The sequence below is a fragment of the Bacillus sp. FSL P2-0069 genome, from assembly GCF_038593315.1.
In the GTDB taxonomy this organism is placed as follows: domain Bacteria; phylum Bacillota; class Bacilli; order Bacillales; family Bacillaceae; genus Bacillus; species Bacillus safensis.
This window is the reverse complement of record NZ_CP151984.1, coordinates 2,016,672-2,030,811: the sequence shown is the minus strand read 5'-3', so window position 1 is coordinate 2,030,811 and position 14,140 is coordinate 2,016,672. Positions and strand designations below refer to the sequence as shown.

Below are 14,140 nucleotides of genomic sequence, written 5' to 3'. Positions count from 1 at the left end.
ACGTATATGGACAAAACATTTCTTATGGTCAAACCTGATGGTGTGGAAAGACAATTAATCGGTGACATTGTGTCAAGATTCGAAAAAAAGGGGCTTCAGCTTGTTGGTGCAAAACTAATGAGTATTCCAAAGGAAGTAGCAGAAACCCATTACGGAGAGCATAAAGAAAAACCGTTTTTCGGGGAATTGGTGGACTTTATTACGTCAGGACCTGTATTTGCAATGGTATGGCAAGGTGAACAGGTAGTAGACGTAACAAGACAGATTATCGGCAAAACAAATCCAAAGGAAGCGCTTCCAGGCACAATAAGAGGAGACTATGGATTGACTGTTGGGAAAAACATTATCCATGGGTCAGACTCACCAGAAAGTGCTGAAAGAGAAATTAACTTATTCTTCAAACAAGAAGAACTCACAAGCTGGGATCAAACCATCTCAAGCTGGATTTATTAAGTTTCAAGCCAAGGTGTTCATCTAATGAACACTTTGGCTTTTTTTATATTGAACTTTCTACACGAAATTTCTCGTGAGAAGATACAAATTTTCGATAAAAACAGCTATACTAGGACAAAGATAGATGAGACAGGAGAGGACATTGATGGATCCATATCAAGTATTTGTTGGAAAATGGAAAAAACTAACCGGGGTTGATCTAAATTTATATAAAGAAGCACAAATGAAACGTAGATTAACCTCACTTTATGATAAAAAAGGATATAAAGATTTTGAAGCATTCGCGGCCGCGCTTGAAAAGGACAAAGCATTATTAGATGAGACGATGGACCGCATGACGATAAATGTGTCAGAATTTTACCGAAACTATCAGCGCTGGGAAGTACTTGATCAAAAAATCCTGCCGCTGCTTTCGAAAAATGGCGGCACCCTAAAGATTTGGAGTGCAGCATGTTCGACAGGAGAGGAGCCATATACACTCTCCATGCTGCTGTCAAGTCATCCTCTTGTGAAAGACTTCCAAATTATTGCAACTGATATTGATGATAAAGTTCTGCAGTCAGCTCAAAAAGGCAGATATCATGAACGCTCTCTGCAAGAGGTGCCAGATCATATCAAGCAAAAATATTTCACAAAAGAAGATTCTTCATTTTACACTGTGAAGGATGAGGTTCGAAAGCATATTCAATTTAAGAAGCACAACCTTTTAGCAGATCCATATGAAAAACAGCTTGACCTCATCGTCTGCCGAAATGTACTGATTTACTTTACTGAAGAGGCAAAAGAAGAAATTTACTTAAAAATGAGCAGCAGTTTAAAACAAAATGGCGTATTATTTGTTGGTTCTACAGAGCAAATTTTTCACCCAGAAAAGTTTGGACTGACATCTGCTGATACTTTCTTTTATCAAAAGAAGGGTATGTAGCTGACTTTTTAGTAGCAAGTGTGTTATTATATTTTTACTTAAAAGCGTTAATGCGATGAAGGGAGATTGAGTCATGAGGTACTTAACAGCAGGTGAATCACATGGTCCACAACTGACCACAATTATTGAAGGAGTTCCAGCGGGACTTTACATAGAGCAGGATGACATCAATTATGAATTGGCTAGAAGACAAAAAGGTCATGGTCGCGGAAGAAGAATGCAGATTGAAAAAGACCAGGCGAAAGTGTTAAGTGGTGTTCGCCACGGGAGAACATTAGGTTCCCCAATCGCACTTGTTGTTGAAAACAACGATTGGAAGCATTGGACAAAGGTGATGGGGGCAGAGCCGATCACGGAAGAAGAAGAAAGTGAAATGAAGCGTCAAATCTCTCGTCCAAGACCAGGACATGCGGATTTAAATGGGGCGATCAAATATGGACACCGTGATATGAGAAACGTATTAGAGCGCTCATCAGCCCGCGAGACAACTGTTCGCGTAGCAGCGGGCGCAGTTGCCAAACAAATCTTGGCTCATCTAGGGATTAAAGTAGCTGGCCACGTTCTTGAAATTGGCGGAGTGAAAGCAGCTCATACAGCATATGAGTCTATTGAAGATTTGCAGAAGGTAACAGAAGAATCACCTGTTCGCTGCTATGACAGTGAAGCAGGTCAGAAAATGATGGATGCAATTGATGAAGCGAAGAAAAACGGCGATTCAATTGGCGGAATTGTTGAAGTCATCGTTGAAGGGATGCCGGTTGGGGTTGGCAGCTATGTTCATTACGACCGTAAATTGGACAGCAAGCTTGCTGGCGCTGTACTTAGTATCAACGCTTTTAAAGGGGTTGAATTCGGTATTGGCTTCGAGGCAGCCTCTAAAAATGGCAGTGAGGTCCATGATGAAATCATCTGGGATGAAGAAAAGGGCTATACGAGAAAAACAAATCGCCTAGGTGGTCTTGAAGGCGGAATGTCAACGGGTATGCCAATTGTCGTAAGAGGGGTTATGAAACCAATCCCAACGCTTTATAAGCCGCTTCAAAGCGTTGACATTGAAACAAAAGAACCTTTCTCTGCAAGTATTGAACGATCTGACAGCTGTGCTGTTCCTGCTGCAAGTGTTGTTGCAGAAGCAGTCGTTGCATGGGAAATTGCCAATGCAGTTGTGGAGCAGTTTGGCCTTGACCAAATCGACCGCATTAAAGAAAATGTTGAGAAAATGCGCCAGCTTCAGAGGGAATTTTAATGAAAACACTGGAAGTTAAGACGTCTTCAGCCACTTATCCTGTATTTATCGGTGATGGGATTAAACGCAATATCGTCGACTTGATAACTTCCACTGGGCATTCCTATACGAAGCTTTTAATCGTCACAGATGCAGCTGTTGATGCCATTTATGGTGATGAGATGGTTCGCTTACTTCAGCAGAAGTGGCCTGTGAACAAAGTGGTTGTGCCGAGCGGAGAGCAGTCAAAATCCTTTGCCGAATTTGAGCATATTCATACGAAAGCCATTCAATTTCAGCTTGATCGTTCCTCCTGCATCATTGCGCTGGGAGGCGGCGTAATTGGAGATTTGGCTGGCTTTGCTGCTGCCACTTATATGAGAGGCATTGATTTTATCCAAGTGCCGACCACACTGCTGGCACATGATAGTGCAGTTGGCGGGAAAACAGGGATCAACCATCCGCTCGGTAAAAATTTAATCGGTGCGTTTCATCAGCCGAAAGCTGTGATCTATGATACTAGTATGCTTGAGACACTATCTCAAATTGAACGAAGATCAGGTTTTGCAGAAGTCATCAAACATGCACTGATTTCAAGTGAAGAATTTTTATCAGAACTCATGGCCATTCGTTCTTTGACGGATTTATCAAAAAGCGAGCTGGCACATATGCTGTATCAAGGCATTCAAGTCAAAGCGTCTATCGTTCAAGAAGATGAAAAAGAACAAGGTGTGCGTGCATTTTTGAATTTAGGCCATACACTGGGGCATGCCATTGAAGCAGAGTATGGATATGGCGCCATCACACACGGAGATGCCATTGCAATCGGCATGCAGTTTGCGCTGTATGTGAGCGAAAAGCAGCTGGGGCTCAGCCTTAATCGTTTGGAACTAAAAGAATGGATGAAAGATCTCGGTTTCCCGGTCAAAGTCACACAAGATATTTCCACAAAAACTTTTGTTGACCGGATGATTGGAGATAAAAAGGCAAGGGGCGGCAGTGTTCAATTTGTTTTATTAAAACAGGTTGGAGACGTCACCTTGCAGTCTTTCACAAAAGATGAGCTGCACTACTGGCTCGAAGAATGGAAACGGGAGGAGGGATGTCTATGATGTTTCGCGGGATACGTGGGGCTACAACTGTAATAGAAGATACAGAAACAGAAGTGTTAAACAAAACGAAACAGCTGTTAGAAGCGATCATTTCAAGAAACCAAGTAGATCCAGAACGTGTCGTGCAGATTTTGATTTCAGCTACACAAGATATTCACTCCGTTTTTCCGGCAAAAGCACTTCGTCAGTTTGAAGGATGGACATATGTACCAGTTACTTGCATGCAGGAACTGGACATTGATGGCGGTTTAAAGCAATGTATTCGTGTCTTAATGACTGTCCAGACGGATACAAAGCAGGAAGACATACAGCATGTATACTTGGAAGAAGCTGTGACGCTTCGCCCTGATTTACAGTTGACAAAAAACAAGGAATTATAATACGATATGAACAGCCGAAGTTTACACACAGGTGTAAACGGCATTGCCAGCTTAGAGAAGATGAGAATGAGACTAGGGTAGTTGAGATGAGTAGAGTTGAGCAGAGATACGATACTTCTATTTAATCATACTGCCTAAAAGAGCAACCCTCTTTTAGGCTTATTTCGTATACTCATACAAACCCTCTATATGTCCCCTCATTCTCCTTAATCCCATTTAAGGAGTGTGCTTATGAATTCCCAATCAAACCTGACCCAATTTTTAAAGGACAGCGAGTCCTACAAAACGATCCCAATTGTTGAAACCATTACAGTCGATACGCTCTCACCGATTCAAATTGTTGAAAAACTCAAACAAGATATTGTGTATTTGCTAGAAAGCAAAGATGAGTCTTCCAGCTGGTCGAGATATTCCTTCATTGGATTGCACCCGTTTTTAACCTTACACGATGACCAAAACAAATACATTGCACGTGACGCTGCGGGGCAGAAACTCATGCAAAAGCAAGAGCTGAAAGAACTGCTAGATTGGATGAAAGAGCAATATCAAATCAAAACGCCAGATATTGATATCCCATTTACAGGCGGGGCTGTTGGGTACTTAAGCTACGATCTGATCCCAAACATTGAACCCTCTGTCAGGCCTCACCGCAGCGCATCGACGATAGAAAATTGCACATTATTTGTCTGCCAAACGATGATTGCATTTGATCATGAAACAAATCATGTTCATTTTATCCAGTACACGCAGCTAACCGGACATGAAACAGAAGACGAAAAAATACGCGCCTACAAAGAAAAACAAAAGCAGCTTGAACAGATGATTCACAAGCTCCATTCAAAGGTTGATATGAAAGAACTGATTTTATCAGGGAATATGAATGAGCCGCCATCCTTTGAACATGTGACGTCAACCTATGAAAAAGCGCAATTTTTAAAAGACGTAGAAAAAATCAAAGAATACATTCGAGCGGGTGACATTTTTCAAGGCGTACTCTCGCAGCGATTTGATATCCCTGTATCAGTGAGTTCATTTGAGTTATACCGCGTGCTTCGGATTGTGAATCCATCTCCTTATATGTATTTTATGAAATTAAAAGATCGTGATTTAGTCGGCAGCTCACCAGAACGATTAATCCATGCCAAAAATGGGCATTTAGAAATTCATCCTATTGCTGGCACAAGAAAACGAGGAACAACAAGAGAAGAGGATGCTGAACTAGCAAGAGAGCTGCTTGAAGATGAAAAGGAAAAAGCCGAGCATTACATGTTAGTGGATCTTGCCAGAAATGATGTAGGCCGTGTGGCAGAATACGGCAGTGTGTCCGTACCAACCTTTACAAAAGTAGTGAACTTCTCTCATGTCATGCACATCATCTCCATTGTGACAGGAAAGCTAAAGCGGGATACACATCCAGTTGATGCGCTCATGTCCGCATTCCCAGCAGGCACATTAACAGGTGCCCCGAAAATAAGAGCGATGCAATTATTAAATGAAATGGAGCCTGAGCCAAGGGAAACGTATGGCGGCTGTATTGCTTATATTGGATTCGACGGCAATATCGACTCTTGTATTACGATTCGTACGATGAGCGTCAAAAATCATACCGCTTCTATACAAGCAGGCGCCGGCATTGTGGCTGATTCTGTCCCAGAAAATGAATGGGAAGAGACTTGTAACAAGGCAGGAGCACTTCTGAAAGCCATTCAGCTTGCGGAACATATTTTCTCAGAAAAGGAGAGTGTGCAGGATGAATCACCGACTATCAGCTCTTGTTAATGGAGGCTTTCTATCAGAAAATGAAGCAAATAAACTCATGCATGATATGATGAGCGGCTTTTTAACAGATGCTGAAGTCGCTGCTAGTCTCTCGATTTTAGCGCATAGAGGAGAAACCGCTGAAGAAATGACGGGTTTTGTGAAAGCTATGCGGCAAAATGCAGCACCAATGGAACGAGCGCTTGATGTAGTAGATACTTGCGGCACAGGAGGCGATGGACTCTCCACCTTTAATATATCAACTGCCGCTGCCATTGTCGCTTCCGCTGCTGGAGCCAAAATCGCCAAACACGGAAATCGATCAGTTTCTTCTAAAAGCGGGAGTGCCGACGTACTAGAGTGTCTTGGGATTCATATTCAATCCACACCAGAAGAAACAAGAAGACAAATACAAGAGAAAAACATGGGCTTTTTATTTGCACCATTGTATCATTCATCTATGAAACAAGTAGCCGCAGTCCGCAAGCAGCTCGGCTTCCGGACGGTATTTAATCTCTTAGGCCCGCTTTGCCACCCAATGCAAGCCAAAAAGCAAATCATCGGTGTCTACTCAAAGGAAAAGGCAAAATTAATGGCAGAAGCCCTTGCACCGTTAGAGCCAGAACATGTGCTGTTTGTTTGCGGAGAAGATGGACTGGATGAATTAACGATTACAGCAAATTCATATGTGATTGAACTCAAAAAAGATGTCATGACAGAATATACACTCAATCCAGAAGACTTTGGGCTGCAAAAAGGATATTTATCAGAAATTCAGGTCCAATCACCGGAAGAGAGTGCTAAATTGATTCAGAATATATTGAATCATCAAACAGAAGGGGCGCCGCTTCATATTACAGCCCTGAATGCTGGAGCGGCTTTATATGTCGCAGGGAAGTCAGAAAGCCTCATGGCCGGGACATTAAAAGCAATTGAAACGATTAAAAACGGCGCAGCCAAAGAACAATTGGCTCGTTTAAAACAAAAAACGAGAGAGGAAGAGATCTATGCTTAATCAAATCATTGCCCGCAAAAAAGAACATATTCAAACATTGCAGTTACCAGTAGATGGACACTTTGAAAGACGATCATTTAAAGAAGCACTCATGAATCCTCATCGCTCAATTGGTCTCATTGCGGAGGTGAAAAAAGCGTCTCCTTCCAAAGGAATCATTCAACCGAATTTTGATCCTTTACAAACAGCAAAAGCTTACGAAAAATCAAACGCTGATTGCTTATCTGTTTTAACGGATGAACCGTTCTTTCAAGGGAAAAACGAATACTTATCCCTCATTAAAAAACACGTAGATCGTCCAATTTTAAGAAAAGATTTCATCATTGACTCCATACAGGTAGAAGAGTCAAGACGTATAGGGGCAGATGCCATTTTATTAATTGGAGAAGTACTTGAGCCGCAAAAGCTGCAAGAGCTCTATGCTGAAGCGAAAGAGAAAGGCCTTGATGTCCTTGTCGAAGTACATGCAGCAGATACACTGGAAAATATTTTAAAGTTGTTCACTCCTGAAATCATTGGAGTGAACAACCGGAATTTAAATACATTTACAACAACAGTCGAACAAACAAAAGAGATCGCACCCCTTGTTCCAAAAGATGTTTTACTAGTGAGTGAGAGCGGTATTCAAACATTTGATGATCTGGCCTTTGTGAAGAAACATGGAGCGGGTGCAGTTCTTGTAGGAGAATCATTAATGAGAGAACAATCACAAGAAAAAGCTGTTCAGACATTGTTTGGAGAATGAACAGGATGAAGCCTTATGTAAAATATTGCGGGGCAGTGTCACAAGATGATGTGGAATGTATTGCGCAATCTCACGCAGATGCCATTGGATTTATTTTTGCTCCAAGTAAAAGACAAGTCCAGCCAGATCAAGTGAAACAATGGCTCATCCAAACAAAGTGTGAGAAAAAAATTGCCGGTGTATTTGTAAATGAAAAGATCGAAAAAGTGTGTGAGATCACAAAACATATACCTTTAGATATCGTACAGCTTCATGGAGATGAAACGCAGGATGACGCTAAAGAAATCAAACAACAAACAGGGGCTGTCGTTTGGAAAGTGTTCCACCACGCATCCAATATCACAAACACGCTTGAAAAAATGACGGCATTTGCACCTGTTGTCGATGGCTTTCTCATTGATGCGAAAGTAAAAGGGATGAGAGGCGGCTCTGGAACAGCTTTTGCTTGGGAGGCGGTGCCTGCATACGTTCAGCATGCAAAACGGCTGGAGAAAACTTGCATAATTGCAGGCGGCATCACACCAGAAACGATAGCAGAGCTCCTTGCCTATGGTCCAGAAGCGATCGATCTTTCAAGCGGAATAGAAGAAAACGGAAAGAAAAGCAGCGCTAAGATCGAAGCGCTCGAAGAAAGGATGTTAAATGATGTACGCATATCCAAATGAGATTGGCAGATACGGAGAATTCGGAGGGAAATTTGTCCCGGAAACGCTCATGCAGCCACTTGCAGAAATCGAGCAGGCATTTCGTGAATTAAAAGAAGACCCTGCTTTTCAAGCAGAATATGTATCACTACTTCGAAACTATTCAGGCAGACCAACTGCGCTTACATATGCTGACCAATTATCAGCATACCTCGGCGGGGCAAAAATCTATTTAAAAAGAGAAGATTTAAACCACACGGGTGCTCATAAAATTAACAATGCGCTTGGTCAGGCCCTGCTTGCGAAAAAAATGGGGAAATCAAACATCATCGCAGAAACAGGCGCGGGCCAGCACGGAGTAGCTGCTGCAACGGTGGCCGCAAAGTTCGGGTTATCCTGCACGGTATTTATGGGAAAAGAAGATGTGGAAAGACAATCACTCAATGTCTTTCGAATGAAACTGCTGGGCGCTGAAGTCATACCTGTCACAAGCGGAAATGGCACACTAAAAGATGCAACCAACGAAGCCATCCGCTATTGGGTTCAGCACTGCAGTGATCATTTTTATATGATCGGCTCCGTTGTAGGCCCTCATCCGTATCCTCAAATCGTCAGCGAGTTCCAGCGCATGATTGGTGATGAAGCAAAAGAGCAGCTGCTTGAAAAAGAAGGAAGGCTTCCTCATAAAGTCATTGCCTGTGTTGGCGGCGGAAGTAATGCCATTGGAATGTACCGGGCATTTTTAGATGAAGAAGTAGATATCATTGGTGTAGAGGCAGCTGGAAAAGGAATCGATACGCCGCTCCATGCTGCAACCATCACGAAAGGAACCAAAGGTGTGATCCACGGGTCTTTGACATATTTAATTCAAGATGAATTTGGCCAAATTATTGAGCCATATTCTATTTCCGCTGGTTTAGATTATCCGGGAATTGGACCAGAACACGCATATTTACATGCGAGCGGGCGGGTTCAATATGTGAGTGCGACAGATCAAGAAGCACTAGATGCACTAAAGCTGCTGACTGAAAAAGAAGGAATTCTGCCAGCAATTGAATCTGCACATGCGCTAGCCAAAGCGTTTGAGGTAAGCAAGACGATGAATGAAGACGAAATCGTCCTTGTCTGCCTGTCAGGTAGAGGCGATAAGGATGTGCATACATTAATGAACGTGCTCGAAAGTGAGGGGAAAACAAAATGATTAGATTTCAATTAGAGCAAGGCGAAAAATTATTTATCCCATTTATCACAGCTGGCGATCCGTCAGAAGACATCACGATTGATTTAGCTATCTCCCTTCAAGCAGCCGGTGCACATGCGATTGAACTCGGTGTTCCTTATTCCGATCCATTAGCAGACGGTCCTGTCATTCAAAGAGCCTCCAAAAGAGCTCTAAATCATGGCATGAATATCGTAAAAGCGATAGAATTAGCAGGGAAGATGAAAAAAAACGGTGTAAAAATTCCTGTAATTCTATTTACGTATTATAATCCTGTGTTACAATTAGACACAGAATACTTTTTCGCTTTACTGCGCAAAAATCATATTTCGGGACTCTTAACACCCGACTTGCCGTTTGAAGAGAGCAGCGAGCTGCAAAAGAACTGTCAAACACATGACATTTCATATATTTCACTCGTTGCACCAACAAGCAAGGAACGATTAGTAAACATTGTAGAGCAGGCTGAAGGTTTTGTGTATTGTGTTTCATCTCTTGGTGTAACAGGTGTCAGACAATCCTTTGACGCATCAATTACAGATTTTATTCAACAAGTGAAACAGCTGAGTCACATACCGGTTGCGGTCGGTTTTGGCATCTCAACAAGAGAGCAGGTAGACTCAATGAATAAACTGAGTGACGGTGTTGTTGTCGGAAGTGCACTTGTGAAAAAAATTGAAGAGCTTCAAGAACAATTGCTGGCAAGTGATACACGTCAAGAGGCTTTAAGAGAATTTGAAACATATGCAAAAACATTTAGTGCCCTCTATTCATTCAAATGAGGTGAAACATTTTGCAAATCAAAGATCAATTAAAACAGCTAAAACCGTATCAACCTGGGAAACCAATTGAAGAGGTCAAAAAAGAATATCAATTAGACAAAATTGTGAAATTGGCTTCAAATGAAAACCCTTTTGGATGTTCTGTACATGCAAGAGAGGCAATACAAGCTGAGCTCGAACATTTAGCGATTTATCCTGATGGATACAGCGCAAGTTTAAGAACGGAGCTTGCTGAGTTTCTTCAAGTAAGTGAAAAACAATTAATTTTCGGGAACGGCTCAGATGAACTTGTGCAAATTATTGCGAGAGCATTCCTTGACCAACATACAAATACCGTCATCCCATCTCCATCTTTTCCGCAATACCGTCACAATGCAGTGATTGAACATGCTGAAATTCGAGAAGTGCCTCTTTTAGAAGGAGGAGCTCACGATCTGAAGGGCATGCTGGATGCGATCGATGAAAACACGAAGGTTGTCTGGGTATGTAATCCAAATAACCCGACAGGAAATCATTTGTCAGAATCTGAGATTGTGGCGTTTTTAGACGAAGTGCCAGCTCACGTGCTTGTTGTTCTAGATGAAGCGTATTTTGAATACGTTCGTGCGGAAGATTTTCCAAACAGTTTATCTTTATTACACAATTATCAAAATGTCATTGTCCTTCGAACGTTTTCTAAAGCATATGGACTTGCAGCGCTTCGAGTAGGCTACGGAATTGCATCAGAAGAGCTGATTACTGCCATTGAACCAGCGAGAGAGCCGTTTAATACCAGCCGTATCGCTCAGGCAGCTGCTCGTGCAGCGATCAAAGATCAAGATTTCATACAATCATGCAGACAAAAAAACGAAGCAGGTCTCAAGCAATATCAAGATTTTGCAGACCGTTTTGGACTATATATCTATCCATCTCAAACAAACTTTGTGCTGATTGATTTTAAAAGAGATGCAGATGAATTGTTCAATGCATTATTGAAAAAAGGTTACATTGTTCGTTCCGGTAAAGCACTTGGTTTTCCGACTTCTTTACGTATTACCGTCGGAACAAAAGAGCAAAATGAAGACATTCTAAGCACACTTGCCGATTTACTGCAAGGCATTCGTGCGTAGCATAACCATAAAGTCATATCCTAAGGCAGGATATGGCTTTCATTGTACCAACCTCAATACATATAAGCTGTTGAAATAGGTTGTTTAATTTTCGCGAAAAATCAGGTGATGAATATGAATGATGCAAACGAAACAATATTAATCGCTGGACTCGGTTTAATTGGGGGATCCATTGCACTCTCGATTAAAAAAGAGTATCCTCATAAAAAAATTGTAGGATTTGATGTTTCCAAAGAGCAAATGGTTGCTGCAACAAAGCTGGGAATTATTGATGCAACAGCTGATTCGTTTCTGGCTGGTTTAGAAGAATCTTCGACCATTATTTTGGCAACACCTGTCCAGCAAACAGTAAAGATGCTTAGTGATATTGCAGACTCTGGAATTGAAAGAGAGCTCACAATCACTGATGTTGGTAGCACAAAGCAAAAGGTCGTCCATTTTGCTGAAAAAGCGCTGCCTGAGCAGTACCAATTTATTGGTGGACATCCAATGGCAGGCTCTCATAAGTCAGGTGTTATTGCAGCAAAAGACTTCTTATTTGAAAATGCGTTCTACATTTTAACGCCTGCAAAGGAAACAAACCGCCAAGCTGTTGATCGGTTGATGGATTTGTTAAAGGGGACAAATGCTCATTTCATCGAGATGACACCAGAAGAACATGATGCTGTGACAAGTGTAATTAGCCATTTTCCTCACATTGTTGCAGCCAGCCTTGTGCATCAAGCACATCATTTTGAAGAACAATTCCCACTTGTTAAACGGTTTGCTGCTGGAGGCTTTCGTGATATCACACGAATTGCTTCAAGCAATCCTGCAATGTGGAGGGATATCCTGCTGCACAATAAACACAAGATTTTAGACCGATTCCATGAATGGAAAAAAGAGATTAACCGCATTGAAACCTTCGTAGAGCAAGAAGATGCTGAAGGATTGTTCTCTTATTTTCAAGATGCAAAGGAATATCGTGATGGACTGCCTCTAAGGAAAAAAGGAGCCATTCCTGCTTTTTATGATCTGTATGTCGATGTTCCGGATCACCCTGGGGTTATTTCGGAGATTACAGGGCATCTAGCAAGTGAAAACATTAGTATTACAAATATCCGTATTATTGAGACGCGGGAAGACATTAATGGGATTTTACGCATTAGTTTTCAAACAGACGACGACCGCAAGCGTGCAGAAATCTGTATAAAAAATAGAGCGAATTACGATACATTTTATGCTGACTGAGGTGATAAACATGAAAATTCATAAAAATGCTCCTATGAATGGAGCAATTCATATCCCAGGTGATAAATCTATTTCACATAGATCAGTGATGTTTGGTGCAATTGCTGAAGGGACCACAGTAGTGAAAAACTTTCTTCCTGGAGCTGACTGTTTAAGTACGATTGATTGCTTTAGAAAGATGGGCGTTGAAATTGAACAACAAGGGACAGATGTTGTCATTCATGGTAAAGGACTGAAAGAGCTCAAGGAGCCGTCTGACATTCTCGATGTTGGCAATTCTGGTACAACCATTCGATTAATGATGGGAATATTAGCTGGTTGTGAGTTTCACAGTACACTAATTGGTGATGAGAGTATTGCCAAAAGACCAATGAAACGTGTGACGGGTCCGCTGAAACAACTAGGAGCCAAAATAGACGGCAGAGCAAATGGCGAGTATACACCACTGTCTATTCGTGGCGGTCATTTAAAAGGCATCTCTTATGAGTCTCCGGTGGCAAGTGCACAAATTAAGTCGGCTGTCCTTTTAGCTGGGCTGCAAGCAGAGGGTACAACAACATTAACTGAACCACATAAATCAAGAGATCATACAGAAAGAATGCTCTCTATGTTTGGTGTAAAACTAGATGAAGATGAACAAAGTGTTTCCATTGAAGGCGGCCAGACATTAACAGCAACAGATATATTTGTTCCTGGAGACATCTCTTCAGCTGCATTTTTCCTTGTAGCTGGATCAATCGTTCCTAACAGCCGGATTGTCTTAAAAAATGTCGGACTAAACAAAACAAGAACAGGTATTATTGATGTGCTGAAACTTATGGGTGCAAACCTTGAGATCAATGAAGTAGATGCCAAAGGCGGAGAACCGTATGGTGATTTAACGATTTCTACTTCATCATTAAAAGGGATTGAAATTTCTGGTGACATGATTTCAAGACTCATCGATGAAATTCCGATTATTGCGCTTCTTGCGACCCAAGCAGAAGGAACAACGATCATTAAAGATGCTGCTGAGTTAAAAGTTAAAGAAACCAATCGAATTGATACAGTCGTATCAGAACTTAAAAAACTCGGTGCTGATATTGAAGCAACAGATGATGGTATGAAGATTCATGGTAAAACTACGCTTCAAGGCGGCGCAGTCGTCTCAAGCTACGGAGATCACCGTATCGGTATGATGCTGGGAATTGCCGCATGTGTGACAAAGCAAGCAATTGAGATTGAAGATACAGATGCTGTTCGTGTCTCATACCCGAATTTCTTTGAACACATTGAATATTTAACGAAAACAGTCTGAGGAGGTCCTCAGGCTTTTTCTTTCCTTTTGCATATTTGTCAGAAATATAGCATAGCTTGTCTCAAGGTGAAACCTTGAAAAAAAACATTTTGTCCGATAAAAATAGTGTCTGCAGTTTACAAATCATCAGTTTCGTATAGGATGAAATGAAAAACAGTCTTTAAAACACAAAAATGGGTTCATTTTAAAAGAGCAACATATTTGCTGGATGTGTACCTGTCGATTATGATATGAAGTAACAATAGT

General features: G+C 41.6%; 14 protein-coding genes. All 14 read left to right on the top strand.

What is annotated here, in order from left to right:
* Window positions 1-6: 6 nt before the first annotated feature.
* The 14 genes from ndk (at window position 7) to aroA (ending at window position 13,894) form a co-directional block, all read left to right on the top strand.
* On the top strand, window positions 7-453 hold the full coding sequence (gene ndk, locus NSQ34_RS10215) for a nucleoside-diphosphate kinase (RefSeq protein ID WP_024422808.1): 447 nt from the start codon (window positions 7-9) through the stop codon (window positions 451-453).
* Between the two features lie 145 nt (window positions 454-598).
* Complete coding sequence (locus tag NSQ34_RS10210) at window positions 599-1,378, top strand: protein-glutamate O-methyltransferase CheR (RefSeq protein WP_024428089.1); 780 nt, start codon at window positions 599-601, stop codon at window positions 1,376-1,378.
* 73 nt (window positions 1,379-1,451) lie between these two features.
* Window positions 1,452-2,624 (top strand): chorismate synthase, encoded by a 1,173-nt coding sequence (gene aroC, locus NSQ34_RS10205; RefSeq protein ID WP_024422806.1) that lies wholly within the window; start codon window positions 1,452-1,454, stop codon window positions 2,622-2,624.
* Entirely contained in the window at window positions 2,624-3,715 is a 1,092-nt protein-coding gene (aroB, locus tag NSQ34_RS10200) for a 3-dehydroquinate synthase (protein WP_171464482.1), read from the top strand. The genes aroC and aroB overlap by 1 nt, the downstream gene beginning before the upstream one ends.
* Window positions 3,712-4,095, top strand: coding sequence for a chorismate mutase (gene aroH, locus NSQ34_RS10195; RefSeq protein ID WP_024422804.1), 384 nt, complete (start codon window positions 3,712-3,714; stop codon window positions 4,093-4,095). The genes aroB and aroH overlap by 4 nt, the downstream gene beginning before the upstream one ends.
* Window positions 4,096-4,326: 231 nt before the next feature.
* Entirely contained in the window at window positions 4,327-5,874 is a 1,548-nt protein-coding gene (gene trpE, locus NSQ34_RS10190; protein ID WP_268456455.1) for an anthranilate synthase component I, read from the top strand.
* Window positions 5,846-6,868: an anthranilate phosphoribosyltransferase gene (gene trpD / locus NSQ34_RS10185; RefSeq protein ID WP_024422802.1), complete on the top strand. Its 1,023-nt coding sequence runs from the start codon at window positions 5,846-5,848 to the stop codon at window positions 6,866-6,868. The genes trpE and trpD overlap by 29 nt, the downstream gene beginning before the upstream one ends.
* Window positions 6,861-7,613, top strand: coding sequence for an indole-3-glycerol phosphate synthase TrpC (trpC, locus tag NSQ34_RS10180; protein ID WP_025093058.1), 753 nt, complete (start codon window positions 6,861-6,863; stop codon window positions 7,611-7,613). The genes trpD and trpC overlap by 8 nt, the downstream gene beginning before the upstream one ends.
* The gene (locus NSQ34_RS10175; protein WP_103131999.1) at window positions 7,610-8,278 is read left to right on the top strand and encodes a phosphoribosylanthranilate isomerase; all 669 of its coding nucleotides are present in this window, start codon (window positions 7,610-7,612) and stop codon (window positions 8,276-8,278) included. The genes trpC and NSQ34_RS10175 overlap by 4 nt, the downstream gene beginning before the upstream one ends.
* On the top strand, window positions 8,259-9,458 hold the full coding sequence (gene trpB, locus NSQ34_RS10170) for a tryptophan synthase subunit beta (protein WP_122631040.1): 1,200 nt from the start codon (window positions 8,259-8,261) through the stop codon (window positions 9,456-9,458). The genes NSQ34_RS10175 and trpB overlap by 20 nt, the downstream gene beginning before the upstream one ends.
* Window positions 9,455-10,258 (top strand): tryptophan synthase subunit alpha, encoded by an 804-nt coding sequence (gene trpA / locus NSQ34_RS10165; RefSeq protein ID WP_212051737.1) that lies wholly within the window; start codon window positions 9,455-9,457, stop codon window positions 10,256-10,258. Before trpB ends, trpA begins: the two co-directional genes overlap by 4 nt.
* A gap of 11 nt (window positions 10,259-10,269) precedes the next feature.
* A complete protein-coding gene (gene hisC, locus NSQ34_RS10160; RefSeq protein ID WP_024422797.1) occupies window positions 10,270-11,367 on the top strand; it encodes a histidinol-phosphate transaminase in 1,098 nt (365 codons plus the stop codon).
* Window positions 11,368-11,481: 114 nt separating this feature from the next.
* Complete coding sequence (locus tag NSQ34_RS10155) at window positions 11,482-12,597, top strand: prephenate dehydrogenase (RefSeq protein ID WP_024422796.1); 1,116 nt, start codon at window positions 11,482-11,484, stop codon at window positions 12,595-12,597.
* Window positions 12,598-12,607: 10 nt separating this feature from the next.
* Window positions 12,608-13,894 carry a 3-phosphoshikimate 1-carboxyvinyltransferase gene (gene aroA, locus NSQ34_RS10150; protein WP_268456453.1) on the top strand — a complete coding sequence of 429 codons (1,287 nt, stop codon included), beginning with the start codon at window positions 12,608-12,610 and terminating at the stop codon, window positions 13,892-13,894.
* Window positions 13,895-14,140: the final 246 nt, after the last annotated feature.

Bases quoted from the DNA above. Each gene is read 5' to 3' on its own strand.
- ndk (WP_024422808.1), top strand. From the start codon at position 7: ATGGACAAAACATTTCTTATGGTCAAACCTGATGGTGTGGAAAGACAA.
- NSQ34_RS10210 (WP_024428089.1), top strand. From the start codon at position 599: ATGGATCCATATCAAGTATTTGTTGGAAAATGGAAAAAACTAACCGGG.
- aroC (WP_024422806.1), top strand. From the start codon at position 1,452: ATGAGGTACTTAACAGCAGGTGAATCACATGGTCCACAACTGACCACA.
- aroB (WP_171464482.1), top strand. From the start codon at position 2,624: ATGAAAACACTGGAAGTTAAGACGTCTTCAGCCACTTATCCTGTATTT.
- aroH (WP_024422804.1), top strand. From the start codon at position 3,712: ATGATGTTTCGCGGGATACGTGGGGCTACAACTGTAATAGAAGATACA.
- trpE (WP_268456455.1), top strand. From the start codon at position 4,327: ATGAATTCCCAATCAAACCTGACCCAATTTTTAAAGGACAGCGAGTCC.
- trpD (WP_024422802.1), top strand. From the start codon at position 5,846: ATGAATCACCGACTATCAGCTCTTGTTAATGGAGGCTTTCTATCAGAA.
- trpC (WP_025093058.1), top strand. From the start codon at position 6,861: ATGCTTAATCAAATCATTGCCCGCAAAAAAGAACATATTCAAACATTG.
- NSQ34_RS10175 (WP_103131999.1), top strand. From the start codon at position 7,610: ATGAACAGGATGAAGCCTTATGTAAAATATTGCGGGGCAGTGTCACAA.
- trpB (WP_122631040.1), top strand. From the start codon at position 8,259: ATGTACGCATATCCAAATGAGATTGGCAGATACGGAGAATTCGGAGGG.
- trpA (WP_212051737.1), top strand. From the start codon at position 9,455: ATGATTAGATTTCAATTAGAGCAAGGCGAAAAATTATTTATCCCATTT.
- NSQ34_RS10155 (WP_024422796.1), top strand. From the start codon at position 11,482: ATGAATGATGCAAACGAAACAATATTAATCGCTGGACTCGGTTTAATT.
- aroA (WP_268456453.1), top strand. From the start codon at position 12,608: ATGAAAATTCATAAAAATGCTCCTATGAATGGAGCAATTCATATCCCA.